The following is a 15,918-nucleotide window of genomic DNA, read 5'->3' on the forward strand; positions in this document are numbered from 1 at the left end:
CAGGCTCAGGATGACACGCGAAGGCTTAACAGACAAAATGGGAAATTATTTCCCTTAAACAGTTGCCGCTTCCTGCTTCCCTAATACCGCGGCCCCCTGCGGCACGTCCTTAAACGCCTTACGGGGCTTCAGGCCCAGCAGCTCAAACATCTGCTTATCAGCGTCGAAATCGGGGTTGGGGGTAGTGAGGAGTTTTTCGCCGGAGAAGATGGAGTTGGCGCCGGCCAGGAAGCAGAGTGCTTGCTCGGTTACGGGCATTTCCTGACGGCCGGCCGAGAGGCGCACAATGGTTTTGGGCATCAGCAGGCGGGCCGTGGCAATCATGCGAAGCATTTCCCATACACTCACGCGGGGCTGCTCGGCCAGGGGCGTGCCCTCTACCGGCACCAGCGCATTCACCGGCACCGACTCAGGGTGCTGGGGTAGGGTAGCCAGCGTGTGCAGCATGGCCACGCGGTCCTCATCCGTCTCGCCCAGGCCGATGATGCCGCCCGAACACACCGAAATACCGGCTTTGCGCACGTGCTCCAGCGTGTCGAGACGGTCGTCGTAGGTGCGGGTGGTGATGATGTCGTTGTAGTGCTCGCGGCTGGTGTCGAGGTTGTGGTTGTAGGCGTAGAGGCCCGCTTCTTTCAGGCGCTCGGCCTGGTACTCGTTCAGCATGCCCAGGGTGCAGCACACTTCCAGGCCAATATTGTTCACTTCGGTCACCATGTTCAATACCCGGTCAAAGTCGCGATTGTCGCGCACCTCGCGCCAGGCGGCGCCCATGCAGAAGCGGGTAGAGCCCGAGTCTTTGGCGCGTTGGGCCGAAGCCAATACTTCGGCATCGGGGAGGAGCTTGTGGGCCTGCACGCCGGTGTGGTAGCGGGCGGCCTGGGGGCAGTAGGCGCAGTCCTCGGGGCAGCCGCCAGTTTTCACGCTCAGGAGCGTGCATACCTGCACCTCGCCAGTAGCCTGAAACTCGCGGTGCACAGCCGCAGCCTGGGCTACCAGCTCCAGCACGGGTTGGTGATAAATAGCGTTTACTTCGTCGAGGGTCCAGTCGGTGCGCAGCATAGGAATTGCCGGTTGTGAGTTGCCAGTAAGTCAGATTTTAGAACGCTTCGTCACGTGAAAGTGACGTTTGAGCGGTTTGCAAGATACAAAGTAGTCGGTTTTGCGCGACTTTTCCGCAGTATTGGGCTTGCCCTGGCGCTAAACAAAACAGCCCCAAGCAACTAGTGCCTGGGGCTGTTCAACGATTTGCGTGATCCCGCTGGGATTCGAACCCAGGACCCGTACATTAAAAGTGTACTGCTCTACCAGCTGAGCTACAGAATCAGAAGAAATAAAAGCTCTCATGCTGGTGCCGATAGGGCTGTGCCTACCTTCATGAGAGACGAAAAAGCCCCGCCAATTGCGAGGCTTTGTGTGATCCCGCTGGGATTCGAACCCAGGACCCGTACATTAAAAGTGTACTGCTCTACCAGCTGAGCTACAGAATCAAATTGCAATAACAGGAGCGTTTTCCGTTATTGTGGCACAAAAGTAGGGAGTTGACTCCTGATTGTCCAAATATTTTGTTGAAAAAGGCCTTATTTTTTTCATTTCTGGCGCTGCTGGGTAGCCAACCAATTCTGGCTCAAAAAGATACTGAGGCGCTGCAAAAGGCAGATTCTTTATTCGCCGCCGACTCGATAGAGGCTGCCTACCCTTTTTACCGGCAAGTGCTGCGGCAGCAAAAAGTCTACTCGCCCCGCATGTTGCTGCGCATGGCCTATGTGCAGGAGGGGCTAGGGCACTACCCAGCGGCCCTCTACTACCTGAGCCTGGCACAAGCCCGTCAGCCCCGGCGCTCTACTTGGGCCAAGATGGCGAGTCTGGCCCAACGCCACCGCCTCACGGGCTACCCCGATTCTTGGCGGCAGCAATTGCGCATCGTGTTTCGGCGCTACTACTACCGTCTGTTGCAAGTCGCATTGCTAGTGGCGGTGGTAGGCGGCACTGTGTTGTGGCTGCGGCGCCGCGAGCGGCGGGGTTGGTGGGTAGCCTACGCCGCATACGTGCTGGCCACGGCGGCTTTCCTGAATCTGTTACGCCCTGAACGTAGCGGCCTAGTGGCCCGGTCGCGCGCGGCCCTCATGGCAGGCCCCAGCCCCGGCGCCACGTGGCTGACTACCGCCGCCGTCGGAGACCGACTGGTTGTGCTGGGCAAGCAAGACGTATGGTACCGTGTGCGCTGGCAGGGCAAAGACGCCTACATCCGGCAGCACGACCTGCTGGAAGTGCAGTAGGGTAGAGATACAGGGAAGTGTGTCCTCCTGAGCTTGCGAAGGGCCTTATCACGTGAGAGCGAACTATTGGTACGCTCGTTGTTCTCCTGTGATAAGGCCCTTCGCAAGCTCAGGAGGATACACTTCCTTGTAACTGCTCTATAAAATTACAGCGAAAAATCAGCTTCTTCCTTGCGGAAGTGATTGAGCACCAGTTTATCAGACAAGCCGGGTAGGATCTTATTCAGAAAGACCGTGAGCTTGCCCATACTAGTGAGAACCAGGTCGCGGCGGCGTTGCTGCACGGCGCGCAAGATATGACGGGCCACTTCTTCGCTGCTCATCATCTTCTGCTCATCGCGGGGCGACTCGCCTTGGGCAGAACCATCGGCGGCCAGGGCGGTCTGGCGAATGTTGGACGCCGTGAAACCGGGGCAGGCCACTAGCACGTGCACACCCTGGGGTAGCAATTCTGTGCGCAAGGCTTCCAAAAAGCCTTGCATAGCGAACTTAGAAGCCGAGTAGCCCGTGCGGCCGGGTAGGCCCCGGTAGCCGGCAATGCTAGAAATACCCACAATAGAGCCTTTGCTAGCCACAATGTGGGGTAGGGCAAACTTAGTGGTGTATACGGTGCCGAAAAAGTTGGTCTGCATCAGGCGCTCAATCACGCTCAAATCAGCATCGGCAAACTTGGCTCGCATGGAAATGCCGGCGTTGTTGAGCAGCACATCGAGACGGCCGAACGCAGCTATGGCTTCGTCTACGGCGCGAGCGGCATCGGCCTCCACCCCTACGTCGGCGCGCACGGTGCGGTGCGTAATGCCCAACTGCGTGAGCTGCTGCGCAGTGTCAGCGAGGCGGCTTTCGTCGCGCCCGGTTACAACGATGCTGGCGCCAGCCTGCCCAAACGCCACGGCGCAGGCCCGGCCAATGCCGGAAGTGCCCCCGGTAATAAGTACAACTTTTCCTTTCATAACAGTCAACCAAAAACGGCGGTGGATATGGTCGGCAAAGCTACTGCTTTCCGGTGGGAGGGGCGGCTGGGCGAGTAAGGAAATAATCCGGTCGATTCTGCGAGGAAGGAGCAGGAAAATGTCTCTACTTTAGTCCGTACTATCGGCGAGTTAGGCCGATTCTTTTATTTTCACTTATACCGTATGCGTTCAAGTTTACTGTGGGTAGTATGGCTAATGCTGGTGCTGGTGGGCACAGCCGGGCAATCTGCTCGGGCGTCGCACCTGTTGGGCGGTGAAATCAGCTACCAATATTTGAACACCAGCGGCCCGGCAGCTACGCCCTATCAGTACCGGTTGTCGATGGTCGTTTACTTTAATGCTGATGAGCAGACCTCACAGGTACCGGGTGGACGGGTGTCGGAGTTGGTGGGCATCTACAGCCGCACGACAGGGCTGCTTGTGCGCTCCATCACGCTACCCCGTACACAGAACACGCTTATCAAGCCGGCCAGTAATGGCTCTTGTACCACCGCGGGCAATACGGCGGTGAAGATTCGGCTTAACCGCTACGAAGCCACAGTGGCGCTGCCCGCCGATGCCCGTGGCTACTATGCGTTTTTCTCCGAAACGGCCCGCAACAACGATGTAACCAACATCATACGGCCCAACAACGAGGGCATGACGCTGTATGCGGATATGGCGCCGCCCAGCATTCCCAATAGCTCGCCCAACTTCTCAGATACAGCTGTGGCCGTTGTCTGTCAGGGCGATACGTCCATCATCATCAACAATGCCTATGACCCGGACGGCGACCGGCTGGAATATTCCTTTGGTACGCCCTACGGCGGTACGTATCGTACACTGCCTACCTTCTTCGTCCCGCCGCCCCAGCTGATTACCTACCCTGCGCAGTACAGCGCGCAGCAACCTTTTGGACCGATAGCGGGCAGCTACGCGTTTCTGGATAAGAATACGGGCCTGAGCCGCTACGCGGCGCCCGCGCTGGGCAAATACGTTATAGCAGTGGATGTGCGTGAGTATCGCCGCATTGCCGGGCGCGACAGTCTGGTGGGCACTACCCGGCGCGACGTGCAGCTGGTAGCCCGTGCCTGTGAGCCCAACAAAGCCCCCGAGTTTAGCGGCGGCAGTGCTACAGCGCAGGAATACACTGTACTGGAAGGTCAGGCGTTGACATTGACCACTACCGCTACTGACCCGGAAGACCAACGTATTGTCCTGCGCGCTGCCAGCGTGCTGCTGGATGGTGCCGGGGGCTTCGATGCTACCTTCAACAATGACCCCGGCACGGTGGTTACCCCCGGTGGCACGGGCAGGGCTGTAGTAACCGGTGCGGGCAGCGTCACGGGTACGTTCCGCTTTGTGCCGGCCTGCGGCTCGGCCCGCACCGAGCCGTACGACGTGATTGTAACGGCCACCGACAACGCCTGCAACAGCAAGAGTGCGGCGGTTATTTACCGCGTGCGGGTAGTGGCTGCCCCGGCCGTAACGGCTGGCCCCGACCGCACGGTGTGCTCGGGCGAGGCAACGCAGTTGGGCGCCGTGGCCGTGGCGGGCATCAGCTACCAGTGGAGCCCGGCCGCCGGCCTCAGCAGCGCCACCGCCGCCAACCCTACCCTCACGCCTACGAACCCCGGCACAGTACCTATTATAGTGCCGTATGTGCTGACGGCTACCTCTGCCAGTGGCTGCACGCAGCAGCGCACGGTGCGCATAACGGTGAACCCCACGCCGGCGCTGGATACCATTAGCGGCAGCCGCTCGGTGTGCCCCACGGTGCAGGGCGTCACGTACAGCGTCCGCAACCCGCGCAACGCTACCTACCAGTGGACCGTGACGGGTGGCACCATTGCCAGCGGCCAGGGCACCGGCAGCATTTCGGTGAACTGGGGAGCAGCCAATGCGAATGCCAGCGTGCAGGTGCTGGGTACTACGGCGTATGGGTGCCCGGCGCAACCAGTTACGCTGCCCGTGGTTATCAATCAGCAATTAGCTACTGAAACGCCTACGGGGCCGGTACGGGTGTGCCTGGGGAGCACCTACACCTACCAAACACAGTATACCAACGGCTCCAGCTACGCCTGGCAGCTTACAGGCGGCACGCAGGCGAGTACCGATCGGGCTACCGTGCAAGTTACCTGGACGCAGCTGGGCACTACCCGGTTGCAGGTCACGGAAACCAGCAACCCCGGTGGTACGGTGCGGTGCCTGGGCGTGAGCGCGCCTTTGGAGGTGGAAGTGGTGGCGCCACCCGCTACCACTCTGACCATTGCTGGCCCCGACCGTGCCTGTGTGGGTAGTAGCCCTGTCACGTTTTCGCTGCCGGGTTTTGCTACCTCTACCTATCAGTTTACGCTGCTGAACACGGCTACGCAACAGTCGACTACGCTCACGCCAACGGGCAACAGCACCACGTTTGCGGTGCCTGCCGTGGGCACCTACACGCTTACAGCCCTCGAAACCAGTGCTTGTGTGGGGCCGCTTTACGCCAAGCAGTTTGTAGTAGATCCGCTGCCGGTGGCGGTAGCTATTGCTGGCCCTACCCGCGTGTGTCCCGAGAATCTAACGGGTCTGCGCTACTCGCTGACGGGACTGGCGGGCTCTACCTACCAGTGGACCGTAACGGGCGGCACCATCACCAGCGGCCAGGGCACCGGCAGCATCACCGTCGACTACCCGAACAACGCCAGCGTGAAGACCGTGCAAGTGCTTGAAACCTCGCAGTACGGTTGCGCTGGTCCGGAAAACACCCTGCAAGTGCGCCCCGACAACGTCAGCCTCGATCTGCAAGTAGCCAGCGTGAGCCTAACGGACGACCGTCAAGTACAGCTCACGTTCCAAGCGCCGATAAATGCTGATAATGCTCAGCGGATCATCATCCAGCGCCGTACAGCCGGCACCACCGGCAGCTTTGTTCGGGTAGGCGATGTGCCCAACACTGCCACTACCTACACCGATGCCTCCGCCGATACCGATACGCAGGCCTACGAATATCGCTTGGCCCTAGCCAACGCCTGCGGTACCGAACTCACCAGCCCGGCGCATACCATCATCCACACCACCGCTGTGGCTACGGAGGCAGCCGGCGGCCGCGCCGAGGGCTCGGTGCTGGTGCAGTGGAGCGCCTACCAAGGCTTTGCTGTGCAACAGTATGAGGTGTACCGCGTAGCCGACCAGGGTGCGCCTACCCTGGTAGCTACCGTGCCGGGCGCTACTCTGCGGGCGTCGCTTGCGACCAGCGCGGCGGGGTTCAATCAGTGCTTTCGGGTGAAGGCTATTGGGGCGGGTGCGCTGGCCTCGTACTCCAACGACGCTTGTGTGGACTTCGCCAATAAAATCCTGCTGTACAACATCATCACCCCCAACGGCGACGGCCTAAACGACGTGTTTTTCGTGGACAATGTGGCCCTCTACCCCGGCAACACCCTCACTATTTTCGACCGATGGGGTAAGGAAGTGTACTCCGCCCGCGACTACCGCAACACCTGGGGCGGCGAAAAAACCGGTCCTGGCACGCATTACTACCTCTTCAAACTAGCCGATGGCACGCAGTACAAAGGGTGGTTTGAAATTGTGAAGTAAGCTCACGGACTTTAGCGAGTTAGACGAATTGATCGGATTTTGTAGGCGGGCCTGTTATCCCAGGGCTGAAGCCTTGGGCTACTGAGCATCTACCGTTACGTTTCCACCAATTAGCCCAGGGCTTCAGCCCTGGGAGGCGGAGAAATCGTTCACAAAATCCGTGTAATCCGGAAAATCCGAGCGAATCCGTGGTTCAGACGAATTATCTTTGCCCTTGTGAACAAGACTGCAAAGAAAATTCCGGCGGAGGCACTCCGCGAAGTAGAGATTCAGGACATGGTGGCCGAGGGCAAGTGCATTGTCCGCCACGAAAACCTCGTCATATTCGTGACCCAGGTAGCACCCGGCGACGTGGTGGACCTGCGCGTTACCAGAAGCAAAAAGAACTTCCTGGAAGCCGTGCCCACGCACTTCCATAAGTACTCTGACCTGCGCGTAGAGCCGTTTTGCCAGCACTTTGGTACTTGCGGGGGCTGCAAGTGGCAGCACCTTGGCTACGACACCCAAACCAAGTACAAGCAGCAGCAAGTGGAAGACACCCTGCAACGCATTGGCAAGGTGCAGATTCCGGAAGTGCTGCCCATCGCGCACTCGCCGGCCTTGCAGTACTACCGCAACAAGCTCGAATTCACGTTCAGCTTTATGGGCTGGCTGACGGAAGAACAGATCAAGAGCGGGGCCGATTTTGACCGCCGCGCCCTCGGTTTCCACACGCCCGGCCGCTTCGATAAGATTATCGATGTGGAACACTGCTGGCTACAACCCGAGCCCAGCAACGCCATCCGCCTCGCCATCCGCAACTACGCGCGCGAAAACGAGCTGCGCTTCGGCAACATCATCAAGCAAACCGGCTTGCTGCGCAACCTCATCATCCGCACGGCCGAAAGCACCGGCGAGCTGATGGTGATTTTGCAGTGCTACCGCCAGCACCAGGCCATAGAGCCGCTGCTGGACTACGTGTACGAGAAGTTTCCGGAAATTACCTCGCTCAACTATGTCCTCAACGACAAGGGCAACGAAACCTTCCACGACCTGGAAGTAGTGTGCTACAAAGGCAAGCCCTATATTGAGGAGGAGATGGAAGGCCTGCGCTTCCGGGTAGGGCCGAAGTCGTTTTACCAAACCAACTCGGCGGGCGCCTACAACCTCTACAAGATTGCCCGCGACTTCGCGCAATTATCTGGCAATGAGTTGGTATATGACCTTTATACCGGCGCCGGCACCATCGCCAACTTCGTGGCCCGCCAGGCCCGGCACGTGGTAGGGGTAGAGTACGTGGAGCAAGCCGTGCAGGACGCCCGCGTGAACTCCGAAATCAACGGTGTGACGAACACCGAGTTCTACGCCGGCGACATGAAGGACGTCCTTTCCGCCGACTTCATCCAACAGCACGGCCGCCCCGACGTGGTCATCACCGACCCGCCCCGCGCCGGCATGCACGTAGATGTGGTGCAGCGCCTGCTGGAAATGCGCGCCCCACGTATCGTGTACGTCAGCTGCAACCCTGCTACCCAAGCAAGAGATTTGGAACTGCTGGACGAGGCGTATAAGGTGGTGAAGGTGCAGCCAGTGGATATGTTCCCGCATACCCACCACGTGGAGAACGTGGTGCTGCTGGAGCTGCGGTAGTATGGTAATGTTCGGAGTGGAAGATTGGAGTTCCGGCGTAACCAGTGGCGTTCCACAATTGCTTTGTCCGGTAGAATTGGTTGCCTACTGGGAAGGAATTAATTCCCCTTCAAATGGGCGGATTGTTGAATCTAGTTTCCGAGCTTCAAACGATCCTAAGGAACCTGCTACTGATTATGACTTGGCTTGCGCCATTTCTATGCTTCCTCAAGAAGCTGGCTTGGTTCCCATTGCAAACGGTAAAGCACTAGTGATATGCGGCGAAATTCCTTTTGCTGCTTGGGTTTCAGCAACTGATTTTCTCGGTGGTTACATTTTGGTCCCAGAGTTTTGGACAGAAGCAGAACCAGATTGCCAGTCTATTCTACTCACAATCCATCCTAATGCGTATTCAAATACGGGGCTAGAGCTAGTTTCCACTGAAGGATTCGTTCTGTTTGCCGCAACAGATTGTATGCGAGATTCAGATTTTGAAAGTATTAAAGCCGATTGTCCGGCAGGTACATACCAAGTAGGAGCATGCTTGTATGATACTGCTGAGTTTCAACTTCGAATTATCCGCGTGAAAGCGGCCTGAAATCAACCACACTGAATGGACTACGCCAACGACCCCGAACTGAACGGCAAATACCTCGGTACCATCACCAAGGATTTTGCCGCTGTTTCCGATACGCTGCAAGAGGCTTCCTCTCAAATCCGGAAGCGCGATATTTCCAAATACCCGGTGTTCATTTTTGCCCGGCAAGAGGTGCCGCTGGGAAGCTTGCTGGTGAATGCTGACGAGGCGGGCCTGGAGTGGCACGTGTTTGCTTCCTACCTGGAACTGCTGGTGCAGCAGGGCATCGTGGGTGCGGAAGGCATAGAAGCGTTCCAACAGACGTACAAAGACGCCGACGAATTTTGCTGCTTGTTTGTGGTGGATGAGGAGTTCACCAATTTCGTGTTCATTCCCTACCCAGAGGATTAGGGTAGGAGTGGCATCATAGAAATATAGTGTCATCCTGAGCAGCGCGAAGGACCTTCTCACGGCAGAACAAGTCGTTGATACGTCTATCGTTCTGCCGTGAGAAGGTCCTTCGCGCTGCTCAGGATGACACTTTTTTTGAACAGCCTGCCTACCTCTCTACCACCTTCCGCAGCACCCGGCAGGGGTTGCCCACGGCCACTACGCCCGGCGGCACGTCGCGCGTGACTACGCTGCCCGCGCCAATGACCGAGCCCGCGCCAATCGTCACGCCAGGCATCACGAGCACCCCAGTGCCGAGCCACACGTTGTCGCCGATGGTGATGGGGCGGGCAAACTCCCAACCGGCAATGCGCGGCCCTACCTCTACGGGGTGGCCGGCAGTGGTCAGCACCACGTTGGGCGCTATGAACACGTTGTCGCCGATGGTGACGGGGGCGCAGTCTAGTACCACCAGGTTGTAGTTGGCATAGAAATTCTGGCCTAATTGGATGTTGTAGCCGTAGTCACAGCGGAAGCTGGTTTCGATATGAGCGTTGGTTTCATAGCCAAGTAGTTCGGCTAGTATCTGCTTGTTCAACTCTATCGGTTCCTGGTTGTAGCGGTGACAAAGCTGCTTGGCGCGGAGGCGTTCGGCTACCAGCTCGGGGTCGTTGGCCTGGTACAACTCGCCGGCCAACATCTTTTCTTTTTCGGTGGGCATGGGGGAGGGGATAAGGGGTAGCCAATAAAAACGGGCCACCCCAGGGTAGGAGCGGCCCGTTTTGCAAAATGCGGAAGGGGATTAGCCCAACGTATGGTACACGGCCTGTACGTCGTCGTCCTCCTCAAACCGGTCGATGAGCTTGAGCACTTCCTCGGCCTGCTCCTCGTCCAACGATACGGTGGTGTTGGGCACGCGCTGCAACTGCGCGCTAATTACGTTAACGCCTTTTTCTTCTAGTGCCTTTTGCAACTGGCCGAAATCGGGGAACGCGCATTCCACCACCATCAGGTTGGTTACGTGGCCGTGCTCGTCCTCCTCCTGGTCTTCGTACACGTCTTCGGCGCCGAAGTCAATCAGCTCCAACTCAAGCTCGTCGCGGTCGAGACCCTCGGCAGCCAGCTTGAACACGCCCTTGCGGGTGAAGGTGTAGTCGGAAGAGCCGGAGGTGCCCAGTGTGCCGTTGCCGCGGTTGAAGTACATGCGCACGTTGGCCACAGTGCGGGTAGGGTTGTCGGTGGCAGTTTCCACCACAATAGCCACGCCGTGCGGTGCGTAGCCTTCATATACAACTTCTTGATAATCTTTTTCTTCGCGGCTGCTGGCCCGCTTAATAGCGGCGTCTACCCGGTCTTTGGGCATATTCACGCCCTTCGCGTTCTGAATGGCTGTGCGCAGGCGGGAGTTGGTATCGGGGTTGGGGCCGTTTTCCTTCACGGCCATCACGATTTCCTTGCCGATACGGGTGAAATCTTTGGACATCCGGTCCCAGCGCTTCATTTTGCGACCTTTGCGAAATTCAAATGCGCGTCCCATCTATAGTGAAATTATGAAATGGTGAGTGGTAGATTTTTGCGTTCGATATGAGGTCGAACGGGGTTGCAAGTTAGCAGAAAGCCGGGCGGGGCGCAATGTTGGGCGTAGGTAGGCGGCGCAAAGTAGATGCTCAAACTGACTGCGCTACCGCTGGCAGGGTAGGGAGAGGCACGCAAGAAGAGTCACCAATACGGCCCAACGGCGCAGCCGCGGTTAGTACACCACAGCTGCGCCGTTGGGCCGTAGCAAGCCAGCAACTCCTATTCCCAGGTGCTGGCGCTTTGGCGCCGGAATTTCTTGGGCGTTTTGTGTGTGGGACTTTCCGGTTTCACCCGCTTGGCTTTTTTCTTCTTTTTGTCGAACAGGAACGTGAGGCCGACGGCTAAAAGGCCTGCACCCGCTACGGCAATCAGCTTTTTGGGGAATTGGTCGGGTGGGGCAACGGGCAGGTGGGCCACCCCGTTCTCGTCGAGGCGGGCAGGCGTGTAGGCATAGCGGCCATAGAGCGGCAGCGGAAACTCATCGGCCAGGCGTTGGAGGCCCATGGTGGCTTCCAGACCCGTAATCACTGGGCCGTGGCCGCAGCCGATGGCTTGTGGCTGTAGCTCCGCTAGTTGGCGCACGGAGTCGCGCACCTGTTGCCAGTCGTAGTTGAAGGGTGCGCCGGCCACACTGATACAGGGTCGTTGCAACAGCAGCGAGGGCACCGACTCGTGGTTGGCCGTCGCAAAGGCATCGCCGCCAAGCAGGGTACGGTCTTTTTCGCGGAACAAGGCTACCTGACCGGGCGCATGGCCTGGCACGTGGTACCACTGCCAGTCGGGCAGGAAGGGTGGGTCTACGTCGTTCTCGGGTAGAGCTTGCACGTTGGGAAGGTGGAACGACTGCGGCGGGAAAAACCGGCTGACGAAGGCCAGCGAGCCGCCCCCTTCCACGGTAGGATCGGCGGGCGGATACACAGCTTTGCCTGTGAGAAACGGTAGCTCCAACGGATGGGCCAGCACCGGCACGTTCCAGTGTTCCGACAGCGCCTGCGCCGAGCCAGCGTGGTCCATGTGGCCGTGGGTGAGGATGATAGCCTCGGGGTGCGTGCCGGGGTAGAACAGCTTATCAGCCGCTTCGATAATTGCTTGTTTAGAACCGGGTAGGCCGGTGTCTACCAGCACCCACTCGCCGGGCGTGCCGGTTTCGACAAAGTATAGATTAACGAAGCGTTGGATGGTAAGCTGGTGTACACCAGGGGCTACTTGTTGCATAACAGTCAGGAAAGAGATGAATGGGAGGTACCGTATACGGAAAGTTGCTGAGCAGGGTAGGGATATACAAGAAAAGCCCCGCCCTGCTTTCACACTGGAAAACAGGACGGGGCTGTAAGGGCGTTGTCATTTCGAACGCAGTGAGAAATCTAGTATCAGTTAACCAGATTTCTCACTGCGTTCGAAATGACACTACTACTGCGCTACGGCTTCCAGCTCCAGTACCTCGCTGGTTTTGGCCCGAAGCTCCTCGCACAAGGCTGGGTTGCTAGCCAGCTCCTGCCCGAAGGAAGGAATCATGGCTTTGAACTTCGCCTGCCACTCGGGGGTAGCAGCTTGCTCGGGGAAGCAGCGCTGCACTAGGCCCAGCATAATGCTTACGGCTGTAGAAGCGCCGGGTGAGGCGCCCAGCAACGCGGCAATGGAGCCATCGGCGGCCGCCACTACTTCGGTACCGAACTCCAGAACGCCGCCTTCTTTAGCGTCTTTCTTGATCACCTGCACGCGCTGGCCAGCCACTTCCAGCTCCCAGTCCTCGGCGCGGGCGGTGGGCAGGTAGTCGCGCAGGGCGTTCAGGCGGTCTTGTGGCGACTGGCGCACCTGCTGAATCAGGTAGCGGGTGAGGGGTAGGTTTTTGGCCCCGGCAATCAGCATGGGCCGCACGTTGCCGGCCCGGATGGACTTCAGCAAATCCAGGTAAGAACCCTTCTTGAGGAACTTGGTGGTGAAGCCGGCATAAGGACCAAACAGCAACTCCTTGCGGCCGTTGATCTGACGCGTGTCCAGGTGCGGCACCGACATGGGCGGCGAGCCCACGGCGGCTTTGCCGTATACTTTGGCGCCGTGCTGGGCAATTACGTCGGGGTTGGTGCACTTAAGCCACTGCCCGCTCACCGGAAAACCGCCAAAGCCGTGGCCTTCCGGAATATCCGATTTTTCGAGTAGGGGGAGGGAGCCGCCGCCCGCGCCAATGAACACGAACTTACCGTATACCTTGCGCGAGGTATCGGCGGCCCGGTCACGCACGCGAATGCGCCACGTGCCGTCGGGCTTTTGCTTCAGTTTCTCTACCTCGTGGTTGAGGTGAAACGATACGCCCGGCATCTCTTGCAACCGCTCGAACAGCGTGCGGGTGAGGGCGCCGAAGTTGACGTCGGTACCAATAGGCATATAGGTAGCCGCCACGGGCGTCTGTGGGTCGCGGCCATCCATCACCAGTGGCATCCAGTCGGCCAGCTGCTGGCGGTCCTCGCTGTATTGCATACCCGCAAACAGGGGCGACTTGATAAGCGCGTCGAAGCGCTTTTGCAAGAAGTCCACGTTGTTGCTGCCCCACACGAAACTCATGTGCGGCACTTGCTGAATGAATTCATGCGGTTCGGGCAGCACGCCTTTCTCTACGAAGAAAGACCAGAACTGCTTGGACTGCTCAAACTGTTCGGCAATTTTCACGGCCTTGCTGATGTCCACGGAGCCGTCGGGGCGCTGGGGGGTGTAGTTCAGTTCGCAAAAGGCCGAGTGGCCCGTGCCGGCATTGTTCCAGGCATCGGAGCTTTCGGCGGCCACCAAATCGAGGCGCTCGAAGATGGCAATGGTCAGGTCGGGTTGTAATTCCTTGAGCATCGTGCCCAGTGTGGCGCTCATGATGCCTGCGCCAATCAGAATTACATCAACAGAAGAAGTTGGAGAGAGCGAAGGGCTCATAGATAAAAGGTACAGAGCGAGAAATCAGGTAGAAAACGCAAAAGTATCCGAGTTGTTCGGTTTATGCACACGAAAACCTGTTAACCACGGCAGTACGGCCTACCCCAAACGGTGCGCTAGCAGCTCAACAATACCCCAAGCAAACGGTTGAAAACGAACATTTTTCCCCAGAGACGTGTATTAAGCACGACATTACAACATTAGCTTGGTTGCGCATGCCCCTACACTATATTGTCTACACGAGTGTGGCCGAGAAGCCTTTCACCCCGGCAGAGTTGGAGCAGATTCTGGTCCGGGCGCGGGCAAAAAACCACACGCTCCGCGTGACGGGCATGTTGCTGTACAGTGCCGGCCAGATTTTGCAGGTGCTGGAAGGTCCGCCCGAGGCCATCGAGCAGCTGTACGGTACCATTGCTACTGACCCCCGCCACTACCACGTTGCAACGGTGGCCGAGGGTACCAGTGAGCGACGCCTGTTTCCGGACTGGAGCATGGGATTTGGCGAGGCTTCGGCGCCGGAATTTGCCCGCTTGGCTGGCTACGTCGACTCCAGCCGTACCACTTTTTTGCTGCCGCGCGCCCACAATCTGCCCGTAGAACTGCGCGATATGCTGGTGCGTTTTGTGAGTAAGTCAGGCGAGGCATAAATAGTTTTGTGTTTGTGTTTAAAATATTGATTTATAATAACTTGACTATGTATAGAAAGCTGCTTCTAATAGGCTGATAAGGATCTTTCTACCCTACGTTGGTGTTGTGCTAAGTGATGATCGACTTACCGCAACTTCCGCTTTTCGATACCGCTCCCGTTCGTACGCACGCGGCCAAAATCTGGCTGCCCAAGCGCGTAGTATTCACCCCCGATGCCCTCGACGAAGAGTTTGGCCAGCAGATTTTGAGCCGCGTCGAGGCCCACGGCCTGGAGGTGGAGCTGCTGAAAAGCAACCGCATCACCAACCTGCGCGGCGCCGATACCGCCGATACCTACCGCCGCGCCAAGAGCACCCTGGCCGTGGTGAAAGCCCCACCCAGCGCCCTGCGCCTGCAACCCACGCCGCCCTCCGCCGACTGGCAGATGAACCTGGCCGAAGGCTGCCCTGCGCACTGCCAGTACTGCTACCTGGCGGGGTCACTCTCGGGGCCGCCGGTGGTGCGCGTGTTTGCCAACCTACCCCAATTGCTGGAAAATACGGCGCAGTACGAGCAGGCCGGCCGCCTCACCAGCTTCGAGGTGAGCTGCTACACCGATGTGCTGGGCATTGAGCACCTGACGGGTAGCTTGGCCGAGTGCATCCGCTACTACGGCCAGCGCGAGGGCGCCCGACTGCGCTTCGTAAGCAAGTACGACCATGTAGACTCGCTGCTTTCCCTACCCCACCAGGGTCACACCCGCGCCCGTTTCAGCCTGAATGCCGAGCCGATAGTGCGGCGGCTGGAAGCCGGCACGGCCTCGCTGGAAGCGCGCCTGCAAGCCCTGCGCCGGCTGGCCCTACCCGTCACCGAAGGTGGCGGCGGCTACCCAGTAGGGGTGGTGCTAGCCCCTATTATGCCCATTCCCGACTGGCAGCAGCACTACACCCACCTGCTCGACCGCTTGGCCGCTACCCTCAATTTCGACTGCGACCTGACAGTGGAGTTTATCAGCCACCGCTTCACGCCCGGCTCCAAAGACGTGCTGCTACAGTGGTACCCCAATACCTCCCTGGACTTCGACGAGGCCACCCGCGCCGTGAAGCGCAATAAGTTCGGCGGCCACAAGTACGTGTACCAGCCCGACGATATGCGCACGTTGAAAGAGTGGTTCTACCAGGAATGGCAGCGCCGCTTCCCACACGCGCCTATTAAGTATTGGACTTAAGGAGATGGTGAAGTGGTGAGGTTGTGAGTAAAAACGCGGCTGTCATCCTGAGCTTGCGAAGGACCTTCTCACGTCAGAACGACAAGTGTAACAACGACTCGTTCTAGCGTGAGAAGGTCCTTCGCAAGCTCAGGATGACAGCCGCGTTTTTACTCACAACCTCACCACTTCACCATCTCC

13 protein-coding genes and 2 tRNA genes are annotated in these 15,918 nt (G+C 58.5%); 7 read left to right on the plus strand and 8 right to left on the minus strand.

Annotation, left to right across the window (positions count from 1 at the left end; translation table 11 throughout):
- Nucleotides 1-54 precede the first annotated feature (54 nt).
- From bioB to KYK14_RS18915, 3 genes are all read right to left on the minus strand, one after another.
- Complete coding sequence (gene bioB, locus KYK14_RS18905) at nt 55-1,059, minus strand: biotin synthase BioB (protein ID WP_185280622.1); 1,005 nt, start codon at nt 1,057-1,059, stop codon at nt 55-57.
- 191 nt (nt 1,060-1,250) lie between these two features.
- Nucleotides 1,251-1,323 (minus strand) — tRNA-Lys (locus tag KYK14_RS18910).
- Nucleotides 1,324-1,414: 91 nt separating this feature from the next.
- Nucleotides 1,415-1,487: transfer RNA gene (locus KYK14_RS18915), tRNA-Lys, on the minus strand.
- 78 nt (nt 1,488-1,565) lie between these two features.
- Between KYK14_RS18915 and KYK14_RS18920 the strand changes: the two genes are divergently transcribed.
- Nucleotides 1,566-2,276, plus strand: coding sequence for an SH3 domain-containing protein (locus tag KYK14_RS18920; protein WP_219161023.1), 711 nt, complete (start codon nt 1,566-1,568; stop codon nt 2,274-2,276).
- Nucleotides 2,277-2,422: 146 nt separating this feature from the next.
- Here KYK14_RS18920 and KYK14_RS18925 read toward each other — a convergent pair whose 3' ends face one another.
- Nucleotides 2,423-3,229 (minus strand): SDR family oxidoreductase, encoded by an 807-nt coding sequence (locus KYK14_RS18925; protein ID WP_185280620.1) that lies wholly within the window; start codon nt 3,227-3,229, stop codon nt 2,423-2,425.
- Between the two features lie 183 nt (nt 3,230-3,412).
- Between KYK14_RS18925 and KYK14_RS18930 the strand changes: the two genes are divergently transcribed.
- From KYK14_RS18930 to KYK14_RS18945, 4 genes are all read left to right on the plus strand, one after another.
- Complete coding sequence (locus KYK14_RS18930; RefSeq protein ID WP_219161025.1) at nt 3,413-6,811, plus strand: T9SS type B sorting domain-containing protein; 3,399 nt, start codon at nt 3,413-3,415, stop codon at nt 6,809-6,811.
- A 216-nt stretch (nt 6,812-7,027) separates the two neighbouring features.
- Entirely contained in the window at nt 7,028-8,440 is a 1,413-nt protein-coding gene (rlmD, locus tag KYK14_RS18935) for a 23S rRNA (uracil(1939)-C(5))-methyltransferase RlmD (RefSeq protein WP_343217140.1), read from the plus strand.
- A gap of 16 nt (nt 8,441-8,456) precedes the next feature.
- A complete protein-coding gene (locus tag KYK14_RS18940; RefSeq protein ID WP_219161026.1) occupies nt 8,457-9,017 on the plus strand; it encodes an immunity 21 family protein in 561 nt (186 codons plus the stop codon).
- A gap of 15 nt (nt 9,018-9,032) precedes the next feature.
- Nucleotides 9,033-9,407: a hypothetical protein gene (locus KYK14_RS18945; RefSeq protein ID WP_219161028.1), complete on the plus strand. Its 375-nt coding sequence runs from the start codon at nt 9,033-9,035 to the stop codon at nt 9,405-9,407.
- A gap of 148 nt (nt 9,408-9,555) precedes the next feature.
- Here KYK14_RS18945 and KYK14_RS18950 read toward each other — a convergent pair whose 3' ends face one another.
- The 4 genes from KYK14_RS18950 to KYK14_RS18965 form a co-directional block, all read right to left on the minus strand.
- Nucleotides 9,556-10,107, minus strand: a complete 552-nt coding sequence (locus KYK14_RS18950) for a sugar O-acetyltransferase (protein ID WP_219161030.1) — start codon at nt 10,105-10,107, stop codon at nt 9,556-9,558.
- Nucleotides 10,108-10,188: 81 nt separating this feature from the next.
- A complete protein-coding gene (locus KYK14_RS18955) occupies nt 10,189-10,923 on the minus strand; it encodes a YebC/PmpR family DNA-binding transcriptional regulator (RefSeq protein WP_185280616.1) in 735 nt (244 codons plus the stop codon).
- 260 nt (nt 10,924-11,183) lie between these two features.
- Nucleotides 11,184-12,179, minus strand: a complete 996-nt coding sequence (locus KYK14_RS18960) for an MBL fold metallo-hydrolase (protein WP_219161032.1) — start codon at nt 12,177-12,179, stop codon at nt 11,184-11,186.
- A 195-nt stretch (nt 12,180-12,374) separates the two neighbouring features.
- Complete coding sequence (locus tag KYK14_RS18965; RefSeq protein WP_219161034.1) at nt 12,375-13,883, minus strand: malate:quinone oxidoreductase; 1,509 nt, start codon at nt 13,881-13,883, stop codon at nt 12,375-12,377.
- A 215-nt stretch (nt 13,884-14,098) separates the two neighbouring features.
- Here KYK14_RS18965 and KYK14_RS18970 point away from each other — a divergent pair, with 215 nt between their 5' ends.
- Together KYK14_RS18970 and KYK14_RS18975 are read left to right on the plus strand one after the other, a co-directional pair.
- Nucleotides 14,099-14,530: a BLUF domain-containing protein gene (locus tag KYK14_RS18970; RefSeq protein ID WP_185280613.1), complete on the plus strand. Its 432-nt coding sequence runs from the start codon at nt 14,099-14,101 to the stop codon at nt 14,528-14,530.
- 116 nt (nt 14,531-14,646) lie between these two features.
- Nucleotides 14,647-15,738: a spore photoproduct lyase family protein gene (locus KYK14_RS18975; protein WP_246601937.1), complete on the plus strand. Its 1,092-nt coding sequence runs from the start codon at nt 14,647-14,649 to the stop codon at nt 15,736-15,738.
- Nucleotides 15,739-15,918 lie beyond the last annotated feature (180 nt).

Origin of the sequence: Hymenobacter profundi (assembly GCF_019334315.1) — a bacterium.
Lineage (GTDB): Bacteria > Bacteroidota > Bacteroidia > Cytophagales > Hymenobacteraceae > Hymenobacter > Hymenobacter profundi.